Source organism: Brevundimonas sp. (genome assembly GCF_046299595.1).
Taxonomy (GTDB): domain Bacteria; phylum Pseudomonadota; class Alphaproteobacteria; order Caulobacterales; family Caulobacteraceae; genus Brevundimonas.
On the sequence record NZ_JBKBHQ010000001.1, the window covers coordinates 2,218,063 to 2,230,975 of the forward strand.

The 12,913-nt window shown below is 67.4% G+C and carries 12 protein-coding genes; 9 read left to right on the forward strand and 3 right to left on the reverse strand.

Features of this window, described 5'->3' with window-relative positions:
- Window positions 1-9 precede the first annotated feature (9 nt).
- The 6 genes from gor to tdh all read left to right on the forward strand — a co-directional run bounded on the left by gor (window position 10) and on the right by tdh (window position 6,771).
- On the forward strand, window positions 10-1,392 hold the full coding sequence (gene gor / locus ACK4E3_RS10995) for a glutathione-disulfide reductase (RefSeq protein ID WP_409700532.1): 1,383 nt from the start codon (window positions 10-12) through the stop codon (window positions 1,390-1,392).
- An 85-nt stretch (window positions 1,393-1,477) separates the two neighbouring features.
- Window positions 1,478-2,851, forward strand: a complete 1,374-nt coding sequence (locus tag ACK4E3_RS11000) for a class II 3-deoxy-7-phosphoheptulonate synthase (RefSeq protein ID WP_409700535.1) — start codon at window positions 1,478-1,480, stop codon at window positions 2,849-2,851.
- Between the two features lie 4 nt (window positions 2,852-2,855).
- Window positions 2,856-3,401: a prephenate dehydratase domain-containing protein gene (locus tag ACK4E3_RS11005; protein WP_409700538.1), complete on the forward strand. Its 546-nt coding sequence runs from the start codon at window positions 2,856-2,858 to the stop codon at window positions 3,399-3,401.
- Window positions 3,402-3,477: 76 nt separating this feature from the next.
- Window positions 3,478-4,431: a DUF4232 domain-containing protein gene (locus tag ACK4E3_RS11010; protein WP_409700541.1), complete on the forward strand. Its 954-nt coding sequence runs from the start codon at window positions 3,478-3,480 to the stop codon at window positions 4,429-4,431.
- A gap of 85 nt (window positions 4,432-4,516) precedes the next feature.
- Window positions 4,517-5,722 (forward strand): glycine C-acetyltransferase, encoded by a 1,206-nt coding sequence (kbl, locus tag ACK4E3_RS11015; RefSeq protein ID WP_409700544.1) that lies wholly within the window; start codon window positions 4,517-4,519, stop codon window positions 5,720-5,722.
- Window positions 5,723-5,730: 8 nt separating this feature from the next.
- A complete protein-coding gene (tdh, locus tag ACK4E3_RS11020; protein ID WP_409701256.1) occupies window positions 5,731-6,771 on the forward strand; it encodes an L-threonine 3-dehydrogenase in 1,041 nt (346 codons plus the stop codon).
- 36 nt (window positions 6,772-6,807) lie between these two features.
- Here the strand turns inward: tdh and ACK4E3_RS11025 are convergent, their stop codons facing one another.
- Together ACK4E3_RS11025 and ACK4E3_RS11030 are read right to left on the reverse strand one after the other, a co-directional pair.
- Window positions 6,808-8,223 carry a DEAD/DEAH box helicase gene (locus ACK4E3_RS11025; RefSeq protein WP_409701259.1) on the reverse strand — a complete coding sequence of 472 codons (1,416 nt, stop codon included), beginning with the start codon at window positions 8,221-8,223 and terminating at the stop codon, window positions 6,808-6,810.
- 284 nt (window positions 8,224-8,507) lie between these two features.
- Complete coding sequence (locus ACK4E3_RS11030; protein ID WP_409700547.1) at window positions 8,508-9,536, reverse strand: DNA topoisomerase IB; 1,029 nt, start codon at window positions 9,534-9,536, stop codon at window positions 8,508-8,510.
- 98 nt (window positions 9,537-9,634) lie between these two features.
- On the opposite strand from ACK4E3_RS11030, the gene rlmJ reads away from it, so the two are divergent.
- Window positions 9,635-10,459, forward strand: a complete 825-nt coding sequence (rlmJ, locus tag ACK4E3_RS11035; protein ID WP_409700549.1) for a 23S rRNA (adenine(2030)-N(6))-methyltransferase RlmJ — start codon at window positions 9,635-9,637, stop codon at window positions 10,457-10,459.
- 23 nt (window positions 10,460-10,482) lie between these two features.
- Here the strand turns inward: rlmJ and ACK4E3_RS11040 are convergent, their stop codons facing one another.
- Window positions 10,483-11,589, reverse strand: a complete 1,107-nt coding sequence (locus tag ACK4E3_RS11040) for a PA0069 family radical SAM protein (protein ID WP_409700552.1) — start codon at window positions 11,587-11,589, stop codon at window positions 10,483-10,485.
- A 128-nt stretch (window positions 11,590-11,717) separates the two neighbouring features.
- Between ACK4E3_RS11040 and ACK4E3_RS11045 the strand changes: the two genes are divergently transcribed.
- Both ACK4E3_RS11045 and hisG read left to right on the forward strand, forming a co-directional pair.
- The gene (locus tag ACK4E3_RS11045) at window positions 11,718-12,029 is read left to right on the forward strand and encodes a YerC/YecD family TrpR-related protein (protein ID WP_409700555.1); all 312 of its coding nucleotides are present in this window, start codon (window positions 11,718-11,720) and stop codon (window positions 12,027-12,029) included.
- On the forward strand, window positions 12,026-12,913 hold the full coding sequence (gene hisG / locus ACK4E3_RS11050) for an ATP phosphoribosyltransferase (protein ID WP_409700558.1): 888 nt from the start codon (window positions 12,026-12,028) through the stop codon (window positions 12,911-12,913). Before ACK4E3_RS11045 ends, hisG begins: the two co-directional genes overlap by 4 nt.

The following is a 12,913-nucleotide window of genomic DNA, read 5'->3' on the forward strand; positions in this document are numbered from 1 at the left end:
AGTGCGACCATGAGCGAGAGCTACGACTACGACCTTTTCGTCATAGGGGCGGGCTCCGGCGGGGTGCGGGCGGCGCGACTGGCGGCGCTGGACGGCAAGCGCGTGGGCGTGGCCGAGGGTCATCGCATCGGCGGCACCTGCGTGATCCAGGGATGCGTGCCCAAGAAGTTCATGGTCTATGCCTCGGAAGTCTCGCATCACCTGAAGGTTGCCGAGGGCTATGGCTGGACCATCCCGGAGGCGCACTTCTCGTGGAAGTCCTTCATCGAGTGCAAGGACATCGAGATCGCGCGGCTGTCGGGCATCTATGCCGCCAATCTGGCCAAGGCGGGGGCCGATGTTTTCCATGCCCACGGCCGCCTGAAGGACGCCCATACCGTAGAGCTGGTGGGCAAGGACCGCACCGTCACGGCCCGGACCATTCTGATCGCCACGGGCGGCAAGCCATGGGTGCCGGACGCCCTGCCCGGCATCGAGCACGCCATCACCTCGGAGGAGGCCTTCCACCTCAGCGATCTTCCGCGCAGCATCGTGGTGGTGGGCGGCGGCTACATCGCCGTGGAGTTCGCCGGCATCTTCGCGGGCCTCGGCGTCGAGACCACACTGGTCTATCGCGGCCCCAACATCCTGCGCGGCTTTGACGACGATGTGCGCGCCCATCTCGCCGGAGAGCTTGAGCGGCGGGGCATCCGCGTGGTGCTGGGCTGCCAGCACGCCGAGATCCGCAAGGAGGGTGATCGCCTGATCAGCGTGATGGAAACGGGCCAGAGCTTCGAGAGCGATCAGGTCATGTTTGCCACCGGGCGCGTGCCCAACACCCATGATCTCGGGCTGGAGGCGGCAGGCGTCACCCTGACCGAGGGCGGCGCCATTGCTGTGGACGCGTTCTCGCGCACCTCGGTCCCGAACATCTGGGCCATAGGCGACGTCACCGACCGTATGAATCTCACGCCCGTCGCCATCCGCGAGGCCGTGGCCTTTCATCAGACCGTGTTCCGCGACACGCCCTCGCGCTTTGATTATGAGGCCGTGCCCACGGCTGTGTTCTCGCAGCCGCCGGTGGGCGTGGTGGGACTCAGCGAGGCTGAGGCGCGCAAGGCCGTCGGCCCCGTCGACATCTATCTCACCCGCTTTCGTCCCATGAAATACGCCTTCATGGGCCTTGATGAGCGCACCTTGATGAAGCTGGTCGTCGAGCCCGAGAGCAACCGCGTTCTGGGCGTGCACATCGTCGGGCCGGATGCGCCCGAGATGATCCAGCTGGCCGCCATCGCGGTCAAGGCGGGCCTGACCAAGGCCCAGTGGGACGCCACCTGTGCGCTGCACCCCACGGCGGCCGAGGAGCTTGTCACCCTGCGCGAGAAACAGCCCGTTCTGGATATGGCTGGCTGACTTCTGGCGGCCGCGCCCGCCCGGGCGTGCCGACGATTTGTCGCGTGCGATTGTGGCAGGCGCACACGAGGACTAGATTGGGCTCATGAACACGCGCTGGCAGCCTTCCTCATGGCGGACCCGACCGGTCAAGCACATGCCCTCCGACTACCCGGACGCGCAGGCGCTCGCGCGCGTCGAGGGCGAGCTTTCGGGCCTGCCGCCTCTGGTGTTCGCGGGCGAGGCGCGGGCGCTGAAAGATCGGCTGGCCAGCGTGGCCGAGGGGCGGGCCTTCCTGCTTCAGGGCGGCGACTGCGCCGAGAGCTTCAAGGAGTTCTCCAGCGACAACATCCGCGATGCCTTTCGCCTGATCCTTCAGATGGCGGTGGTGCTGACCTTTGCCGGGCGCAAGCCGGTGGTGAAGGTGGGGCGCATCGCCGGTCAGTTCGCCAAGCCGCGCAGTGCCGATTTCGAGACGCTGGAGGGCGTGACCCTGCCCAGCTATCGCGGCGACAACATCAACGGCATGGACTTCGAGGCAGCCACGCGCACGCCTGACCCCGAGCGCCTGCTGCGCGCCTATCATCAGTCCAGCGCCACGCTGAACCTGCTGCGGGCATTCGCCAGCGGTGGCTATGCGGACCTCTACAACATGAGGCGCTGGACGCTGGGCTTTGGCAGCGATGATGCCTATGGCGCGCGCTATCAGGATCTGGCCGACAAGATCAGCGAGGCCCTGGCCTTCATGGAGGCGGTCGGCATCACGCCCGAGACGCACCCTCAGCTCTCGCGCGTGGAGATGTTCACCAGCCACGAGGCGCTGCTGCTCAACTTCGAGCAGGCCATGACCCGTCAGGATCAGGAGACGGGCGAGTTCTACGACACCTCGGCCCATATGCTGTGGATCGGCGAGCGCACGCGTCAGCTTGACGGCGCGCACATCGAGTTCGCGCGCGGCATCAGCAATCCCATCGGGCTGAAGTGCGGCCCGACGCTGGAGCCGGACGAGCTGCTGCGTCTGATCGAGGTGCTCAATCCGGGCAATCAGGCCGGACGCCTGACGCTGATCGGGCGTTTTGGTGCCGACCGCGTGGGCGCGCGCCTGCCTCTGCTCATGCGGGCCACGCGTGATGCTGGCGCCAGGGTGGTCTGGTCGATCGACCCCATGCACGGCAATACGCTGAAGGCGGCCAATGGCTACAAGACCCGCCCCTTCGACCGTATCCTGACCGAGGTTCGCACTTTCATCGATGTGGCCGAGGCCGAGGGCGTGCATCCGGGCGGTGTGCACCTCGAGATGACGGGCCAGAACGTCACCGAGTGTCTGGGCGGCGCTCAGGCCCTGACGGAAGATGATCTCATGAGCCGCTATCACACCCATTGCGATCCGCGTCTCAACAACAGCCAGGCGCTGGAACTGGCGTTCCTGGTCGCCGAGCGGCTGCGGGCGCTGAACGCCAGCCGCTCTCAGGCCGCGTAGTCTCATGGGCACGGGGCGCATCGCATATCAGGGCGTGCCGGGCTCCTACAGCTTCGAGGCCTGCCTTGCGCTGAGACCGTGGGACACGCCCGTGGGCTACGAGACCTTCGACGAGACCCTGCGCGCGGTCGACGAGGGCGAGTGCGACTATGCCGTGCTGCCGGTGGAATCGAGCCTGTCCGGCACGATCAGGGAGAGCGGCGCGCTGATCGAGGCCTCTCATCTGGTGGTCATGGGCGATGTCTGGCGGCCGATCCGCCTGATGCTCATGGCCGTGCCCGGTGCCCAGCTTGGCTCGATCCGCGTGGTCGAGAGCCATCCGGTGGTGCTGGACCAGTGCCGTGGCACCTTGAGGGCGCTAGGCTTGAGCGCGCGCGAGGCCTTCGACACGGCGGGGGCGGCGCGAGACCTGGCTCTGGCGGACGATCCGACGCGCGCGGTGATCGCCCCGGCCAGCGCCGCCGAGCTATATGGCCTCCAGACCCTGCGCAGCGACGTGCAGGACAGCGACGACAACCGCCTGCGCTTTCAGGTGCTCGGCAGGCCCTGAGCCCCGCCAGCCACCCTGCGGAGCCATTCGCAACCGCCTGCGTTAAGGCACAGGCTTAACCGGAGTGACTCTTGCCATGATCAGCAATGCCTCGCGTTCCATCGCTGTGAGCGCCCTTGCGCTGAGCCTGTCTCTGGCCGCGTGCAATCGTGAAGCCGCCACCGACACGGGCGAGGAGGTCGTGCGCGAGCCCGATCTGAGCGCCACGGCACCCGTGGGTGGGCCGCTGTCCTATGCCTGCGAGAGCGGCCGGTCGATCACCGTCACCTATCCCGATCCCGCCACGGCGCAGGTCAGCTATGACGGGCGCGAGATCGCCATGCGCCTGGTCGAGGCGGCCAGCGGCGCGCGCTATTCGGGCGACGATCTGGAGTGGTGGACGCGCGCCCGCGAGGGCCTGGAGGAAGCCACCTTGTCGCGTATGGGCCCCAACAGCGATGTGGGCGTGGCGGTGCTGGAGCGCTGCGTGCGCCCCTCCAGTGCCGCAGGCGGGATTGCTCCGCCCGCCAGCGTTGACGAGACACCCCTCATCCTGCCCGAAGGCCCCCTGAGCGCGCCGGAGTCTGCGGCGGCGGGCACGACGACAGCCGATGGCGCACCTTGCCGCGGTCCCGCCCTGACACTTGCGGTGGTCGGGACGCAAGGGGCTGCGGGCACGACGGCGACCACCCTTGCCCTGACCAACCGGGGCAGCACGGCGTGCACCTTGCAGGGCTATCCGACGGTCGGCCTGATCGGCGCGGATGGTCAGGCGCTGACCTCCCTGCGCTCGGAGCCCCGCGCCCCTGCCGGACAGCGCGAGGGCACGCGCCCGCCGACCATCACCATCCGCCCCGGCGAGCGCGCCTATTTCGACGTCAGCACCAGCAACGTCCCCGGCCAGGGGCAGAGCCAGTGCCCCAGCGCAACGCGTATCCAGGTCACGCCCCCGCTCGATACGGCCCGTGCCAGTGTCGAAGCCCGCGTTCAGGCCTGCGGCGAGCGCGTGCGCGTCAGTCCTGTCCGGGCCAGCGAGGCCGAGGGCGGCTGACGGTTGGCGTCGGCGGCGTTTCGGCTTAATGCCCTCTGCGGATGCCGCTGCCACTGCCGGGCAGCCCGCCGCACAGAGAGGCCCGATGACCGACTACACCACCGCCAGCTTTCATGCTCGCGTGCGCGATACGCTCAGCGAGATCGACACCCAGGGCCTGACCAAGCCCGAGCGTGTCATCGCCTCGCCGCAAGGCCCGGTGATCACGGTGGCCGGACGCGAGGTGCTGAACTTCTGCGCCAACAACTATCTGGGGCTGGCGGCGGACCCGCGTGTCGTGCAGGCGGGCCTGGATGCCCAGTCGCGCTGGGGCGCGGGCACGGCCAGCGTGCGTTTCATCTGTGGCACGCTGGAGATCCACAAAGAGCTCGAGGCGGCAATTGCGACCTATCTGGGCTTTGAGGATGCCATCCTTTTCGCCGCCGCCTTCGATGCCAACGGCGGCATCTTCGAGCCCCTGTTCACCGAGGACGACGCCATCGTCTCGGACAGCCTGAACCACGCCTCGATCATCGACGGGGTGCGCCTGTGCAAGGCGCGCCGCTATCGCTTTGCCAACTCGGACATGGATGAGCTGGAGGCGCGCCTGAAGGAGGCCCGCGAGGGAGGCGCGCGCGACATCGTGATCGTCACCGACGGTGCCTTCTCGATGGACGGCTACATCGCGCGCCTGAACGACATCCGCGTGCTGGCCGACCGCTATCAGGCGCTGATCATGGTTGATGACTGCCACGCGACGGGCTTTCTCGGCCCGCAGGGGCGCGGCTCGTTCGCGCACCACGGCGTCAAGGTGGACTTTGTGACCGGTACCTTCGGCAAGGCGCTGGGCGGGGCCATGGGCGGTTTCATCTGCGCCAGCGGCGAGGTGGTGAGCCTGCTCAAGCAGCGCGCGCGCCCCTATCTGTTCTCCAACGCACTGAGCCCCGCCGTGTGCGGTTCCTCGCTGGAGGCCATCCGCATCGCCGGGGGCGAGGAGGGCGATGACTTGCGCCAGCGCCTGTTCGCCAATGCCGCGCGCTTCCGCACGGCCATGAGCGGGCACGGCTTCGATCTTCTGCCCGGCGAGCATCCCATCATCCCGGTCATGCTGGGCGATGCGCGTCTGGCCCAGGACATGGCCGCACGGATGCTGGAGCTGGGCGTCTATGTGATCGGCTTCAGCTTCCCCGTGGTGCCGCGCGGCCAGGCCCGAATCCGCACCCAGATGTCCGCCGCCCATAGCTTTGACCATATCGACGCCGCCGTGGACGCCTTCGTCACGGCCGGCAAGGAACTCGGAGTGATCGCATGACTGAGACCATGAAAGCCCTCGCCAAGACCCGACCCGCAGAGGGGCTGGAGCTGATCGAGGCGCCGGTGCCCGAGGCCGGGCCGGAGGACGTGCTGATCAAGGTGCGCCGCGCGGCCATCTGCGGCACCGACATCCATATCTGGAACTGGGACGAGTGGTCCCAGAAGAACGTGCCCGTGCCCATGATCACCGGCCACGAGTTCTCGGGCGAGATCGTCGCCATCGGCAAGGATGTCAACCGCCCGCTCAAAGTCGGCCAGCGCGTTTCGGTCGAAGGCCACGTGATCGACCTCAACAGCGAGGCGGCACGCGCGGGCCACTTCCATCTCGATCCCAACACGCGCGGCATCGGGGTGAACCGTCAGGGCGCCTTCGCAGGCTATGTCGCGGCCCCGGCCTTCAATGTCATCGAGTTGCCCTCTGACGTCAGCGATGACGTGGCCTCCATGCTCGATCCGTTCGGCAATGCGGTGCATACCGCCCAGCAGTTCGACCTGCTCGGCGAGGACGTGCTGGTCACAGGCGCAGGCCCGATCGGCATCATGGCCGCGGCGGTCGCACGCCACGCCGGTGCGCGCACCGTGGTGCTGACCGACATCAACGACTATCGCCTCGAACTGGCCCAGAAGGTCGCGCCGGGCGTCCGCACGGTGAACACCACGCGCGAGGATCTGCACGACGTGATCCACGAGCTGGGCATGAAGGTCGGCTTCGATGTGGCCCTGGAGATGTCGGGATCGCCCATCGCCTTCAGACAGTGCGTCGACACCCTGATCATGGGCGGCGGGCTGGCGCTGCTGGGCATTCCGTCAAAGCCCATGGAGACGGACTGGGGCGCGATCATCCTCAAGGCCCTGACCATAAAGGGCGTGTATGGGCGCGAGATGTTCACCACCTGGCGCAAGATGCTGGGCCTGCTGAACGCCGGCCTCGATCTTGACCCGCTGATCACACACCGCTTCGACTTTGCCGACTATCGCGAGGGCTTCGAGGTCATGCGCTCGGGCAAGTCCGGCAAGGTGATCCTGAATTGGGAAAAGGCGGCCTGAGGGCCGCCTTCTCTTTCAGTCCATCAAGGTGCTGTCTCAGGCAGACTGGGGCTTGCGCCTGCGACGGCGCTTGATCTTGAAATCGCCTTCGACGGCGGGCTTGCGTTCGGCGCTCATGGGATCATAGGCCGGACGGGCTGCCGGAGCCGCAGCGCGAGGCCCGGTGCCTGCACCCTTGCCCCGCCCGCGCACACGGTGGGGCTGGCCGCCGCCGTCAGGGCGCACGGTGGCACCGCGGGTGCGGCGGCGTGAGCGCGGCTCGGGTGTCTCGCGCTCGGGCATGGTGGGCTTGCGGCCCACGCCCGCCTGCATGATCGAGGCATCAAGGGCGGCGAGGGCCTTGTCGTTGCGCCGGTCCCAGCTCTTGATCTTCTGGCGCGTGGTACGCTCGATGTCGCGCAGCAGCTTCATCTCGTCGGGCGAGACCAGGCTGATGGCCACGCCGTCCGCGCCCGCGCGCGCGGTGCGTCCGATGCGGTGGACGTAGGACTCGGGCACGAAGGGCAGCTCGAAGTTCACCACATGGCTGACCGCATCGACATCGATACCGCGCGCGGCGATGTCGGTGGCGACCAGGGCGCGAAGGCGACCGGCCTTGAAGGCCTCCAGGGTGCGCTCGCGCTGGGACTGGCTCTTGTTGCCGTGGATGGCACCGGCGCTGACGCCGCCCGCTTCCAGATAGGCAGCGACCTTGTCCGCACCGTGCTTGGTCTTGGTGAACACCAGACAGCGCTTAAGCCTGTCGTCGGCAAACATCTCGGACAGCAGGGCGCGCTTGCGGCCCGCCTCGACGATGATGACGCCCTGGTCGATGCGCTCGACGGTGGTGGCCTGGGGCGTGACCTGCACGCGCACCGGATCCTTGAGCAGCTCGGCGGCCAGCTTGCCGATCTCGGTGGGCATGGTGGCCGAGAAGAACAGGTTCTGGCGGCGGCCGGTCATGCGCGAGACCACCTGGCGGATCGGCTTGATGAAGCCGAGGTCCAGCATCTGGTCCGCCTCGTCGAGCACGAAGATCTCCACGCCCGACAGGTCGATGTTGCGCTGCTGGACGTGATCGAGCAGGCGGCCGGGTGCGGCAACCAGCACGTCGAGGCCCTGCTTCAGGGCGCGCTCCTGCGGGCCGTATTTCACGCCGCCGAAGATGACGCCGATGCGAAAGCCCATGTTCTGGCCATAGGCGCGGAAGCTGTCGGCGATCTGGCTGGCCAGCTCGCGCGTGGGCGACAGGATCAGGGCGCGCGTCTGGCCCGGGCGCGGAGGGGTGCGGTTCTCGGCCAGGCGGTGCAGGATCGGCAGGGCAAAGGCCGCCGTCTTGCCGGTGCCGGTCTGGGCGATGCCCAGCAGGTCGCGGCCCTTTATCACATCGGGAATGGCGCGGGCCTGAATGGGCGTGGGGGTCTCGTAGCCTTCACGGGCAAGCGCGCTCAGCAGAGCACCGTTCAGGCCCATGTCGGAGAAGGTTATGTTGGTCACAGTCTTGTCTGTCTTTCGATCAAGGGCGCGCGCGAGTGCGCGGGCCCGCTCCCGGCCATGGACCGGAAGGCTTCAGCGGGCACCGTCCCGCGTGATCGGACAGCGAATGAAACTGGAAATGGGCCGGTCGCTCGACAGTCTCGCCAGCGTGCAGGGAGACCTGCAATATGGCTTTCACGCGCTGGAGCGCACCGGACATCGCGTTGTGCGATGCAGCGCAAATGGGCCTTGTCGCGTTCCAAGTCAAGCGAAGAGCGCAGTCACCTCTTGTCGAGCAGGCGAATGAGGGCAACCTCGAAGCCCTTGGTCCGGCTGCCCGGAAGGCTCTCGCACAGGGCTCCGGCTTCATAGAGTTCGATCACACGCGGGTGCACATAGCTGGATCGGCACACCGCCGGGGTGTTGCCCAGCCGTCGCGAGACATCGCGCACACAGGCCGCCACCGTGCGCCGGGCGCTGCGCTCGCAGCTCGGCGGCGCCTGATCGCGCAGGAAACGCGCCGCAGACAGTGTGCCCGCCCAGGTGCGGAAATCCTTGGCCGAAAAGGACTCCCCGATGTGCTCGCGGATGTAGGCGTTCACCGCATCCGAGGTCAGGGGCACCATGTCGCCGTCCTCATCGCGATACTTGAACAGGTGCTGGCCCGGCAGCTCATGCAGGCTGCGCACGATGCGCGCCAGCCTGCGGTCGCGCACGCTGAGGCGGTGCTCCACACCGCTCTTGCCGCGAAAGGCGAATTGCAGGCCCGTGCCGTCCACCTCGATATGGCGCTTGTGCAATGTGGTGAGGCCATAGCTGCGGTTCTGGCGGGCATAGGTCGCGTTGCCCACGCGGATCAGGGTGATTTCGAGCAGGCGCACGACCGTTGCGCAGACCTTCTCCCGGCACGGCCCGCGGCGCGACAGGTCGCGCTCTGCCGCATCGCGCAGGCGCGGCAGGCGGCGGGCAAAGCCGATCAGGCGCGTGAACTTTTCCTCAGCCTGAAGCGAGGTCCAGCTGGCGTGATAGCGATACTGCTTGCGGCCCTTTTCATCGCGCCCGGTGGCCTGGATGTGGCCGGTGGCCTGGGCACAGATCCAGACATCCTTCCATGCAGGCGGAATGGCCAGCGCCTTTATGCGCTGCAAGGTGTCAGGGTCTCGCACCGGGGTGTTGTCCTGATCGACATAGCGAAAGCCCCGGCCAGCGCGAAGGCGCCGGATTCCGCCCATCTCGTCGCTGCAATAGGTGAGACCATGGCGGGCGATATCGCCCTCGGTTCCTGTCCTGAACGTTGCACCGTCCGCCATCTGCTGATCCCGAGGCCCCGAGCGGGCAGGAGACAAATCCGGCAGGGGCGCGTGCGGTTCCGCCTTGACCGGCGAGAGAGGATCGGTCCTGTGGTGCCATGAACTATCGTCACGCCTATCACGCGGGGAACTTCGCCGACCTGCTCAAGCACGCTCTGGTGCTGTGGCTGCTGGAGCGGATGCCGCGCCCCCTTGCGGTGATCGACACCCATGCGGGTGCGGGGCTCTATGATCTGGGGGATGGCACTCAGGCCCGCTCACGCGAGGCCGAGGCCGGGATCGGGCGTCTGATGGGGGCGCCGCGAGCCTCCATGCCGGGCGCACTGCGGATGCTGGCCGAACGGGTGGAGCGCCTGAACGACGCGGAGGTGCGCCTCTATCCGGGCTCGCCGCGCCTGATCGTCGGGGCTCTGGCCCGTGAGGACAGCTACTGCGGCTTTGAGCTGAACCCCGAGGTGCTGGCCCTGCTGGAGCGGGTGCTGGCCGACCACGACAATGCCCACGCACGCGGGGCCGATGGCTATGACGGCCTGATGGGCGAGGTGAGGGCGGAGAAGGCGTCCAATGGACTTCTTGTGCTGATCGACCCGCCCTTCGAGCGCGCCGATGACTATGTGCGCTCGGCCGAGGCCCTGCGCGGCGTCGTGGATGCGCTTCCCGACGCGGTGGTTGCCCTATGGACGCCTCTCAAGGACATGGAGACCTTTGACGGCTGCCTGCGCCGTATAGAGGGCATGGCCGCACCAGTCAGCGTGATCGAGACGCGACTGCGGCCCCTGACCAATCCCATGAAGATGAACGGCTGTGCCATGATCATCGCCAATGCGCCCAAGGGCCTCGATGATGAAGGTCTGAGCGTGGCTAGATGGATCGCGCAGCATCTGGGCGAGGCAGGGGCCGAGGGCCGGACCTGGCGGCTGTAAGGCGCAGATGTGCCTCCGCCCGCTTATGCAAACAGGTCGAGCTGTGGCCTCATCTGTTCGGGCACGCGGAACTGGGTGGTGTCGAGGTCGTGGCGCGGGCGCGTCAGGCCATGGCGTTTCACCGCCATGCGAAAGCGCGAGGCGATCAGTTCGGCGACCGGTCCTTCGCCGCGCATACGCTCGCCAAAGCGCGCCTGATAGGCCTTGCCAGAGCGCATCTGGCGCACCAGCGACATGACTCGCCGCGCACGCTCGGGCCGGGCGGTATGCAGCCACTGCTCGAACAGCTCATGGATCTCGAGGGGCAGGCGCAACACGACATACATGGCGGTACTGGCACCGGCCTCGGCGGCGGCCTCAAGCACCGCTTCCATCTCGTGATCGTTGAGGCCGGGGATGACGGGGGCAAAGCCCACGCCAACCGGAACGCCCGCCTTGCTGAGGGCGCGTATGGCATCGAGGCGGCGGCGCGGTGTCGCGGCCCGCGGCTCCATCGCACGGGTCAGGGCCGGATCGAGCGTGGTCAGCGAAATGAAGGCCGAGCAAAGCCGCCGCTGTGCCATGCGCGAGAGGATGTCGAGATCGCGCACGATCAGGGCCGACTTGGTGATGATCGAGAACGGCTGGTTGAAGGCCTCGAGCACTTCGAGAATCTGGCGCGTGATCTTCTGCTCGCGCTCGACGGGCTGGTAGGGATCGGTGTTGGCGCCGACGTGGATGCGCACACAGCGATAGCGCGGATTGGACAGCTCGCGGCGCAGCAGGCGCGGCGCATCGGGCTTGAAGAACAGACGGCTCTCGAAATCCAGGCCCGGCGACAGGCCCATATAGGCATGGGACGGGCGCGCATAGCAGTAGATGCAGCCGTGCTCGCAGCCACGGTAAGCGTTGATCGACAGGTCGAAGCCGATGTCCGGGCTGTCGTTGCGCGTCAGGATGCGCCGTGCCGTCTCGGGCGTGAGGGTGGTGCGCAGTGGCGCATCGGGCTGGCTCTCGTCTGCCCAGCCGTCATCGAAGGCCTCGTGGCGATAAAGCTCATAGCGCCCCGACGCATTGGCCCGCGCCCCTCGCCCGCGCGCAGCCTCGCCGAGGGGGTTGGCGCGTGGGCCGGGAATCTTGGCATCGCTCATGGACCGAGAATAGGCCGCCGCGTGCACCTCGACAAGAACAAAAGTAGAACAATGGCCCTCAGATAATGCGCATCTGCGACACAAAGGCCCTTGCCAAGCGCGTTTCATCGTAATAACACGCCGCCACAATGAAACAGCAGCCCGCCAATCCCGATCTCGCAGACCTTAGCGACGCCCTGCTCAGCTTGCAGAGCCGCGCCGAGGTCGAGGCCTTTCTGGCCGATCTGTGTACTCCTGCCGAGCTTCGTGCCTTCGCCGAGCGCTGGGCCGTCGCGCGCCTTCTGGCCAAGGGCGACATGCCCTATCGCGAGATCGCCGAGACGGTGGGCGCCTCGACCACCACCGTGGTGCGCGTGGCGCGCTATCTGAAAGACATGCCCTACGGCGGCTATCGCATGGTGCTGGACCGGCGCGTGTCAGGCGCGGAGGCGGGCCAATGAGCACCGAGCCCGGACGACTGCGCATCGCCATCCAGAAAAGCGGACGACTGGCGGAGCGGAGCCTTGCCTTCATCGAAGCGGCGGGCCTGCGGGTGATGAAGGGCGCCAACGAACTGCTCTATCGCATCGAGAACCAGCCCATCGACCTTCTGCGTGTGCGCGATGACGACATCGCCACCCTGGTCGGCGACGGGGTGTGTGATCTGGGCATCGTGGGGCTGAATGTGCTGAGCGAGCAGGAGCGCGGCGAGCAGGAGGGCGGCGCGCAGGTGCTGATGCGGCTGGGCTTCGGGCGCTGTGCACTGAAGATTGCCACCCCGCCGGGGCTGCAATGGCACGGGCCCCAGAGTCTGGCGGGTCTGCGCATCGCCACCAGCTATCCCGTGGTGCTGGGCCGCTGGCTGAAGGAGCAGGGCGTGGATGCGCGCATCGTGACCATGCGCGGTGCGGTCGAGGTGGCCCCGCGCCTGAAGGTCAGCGACGCCATCTGCGATCTGGTGTCCACGGGTGCGACCTTGGAGGCCAACGGCCTTATGGCCCGTGACCTGGTGCTGGAGAGCGAGGCCGTCCTGATCCGCTCGCACGCCGCGCCCGAGCCTGCCCTTGCTGATCTGCTTCAGAGCGTAGAGGAGCGCTTTGCCGGTGTGGTTGCCTCGCAGGGCTCGAAATATGTGATGATGAATGCTCCGCGCAGCGCGCTCGACGCCATATCGCGCATCCTGCCCGGAGCCGGAGCGCCGACCGTCACGCCCCTGGCGGGCCGCGACGATGCGGTGGCCGTGCACGCTGTCTGTCAGGAGTCGGTGTTCTGGGAAACGCTGGAGCGCCTGAAGGGCGCGGGCGCGTCCTCGATCCTCGTCCTGCCCATCGAAAAGATGATGTGA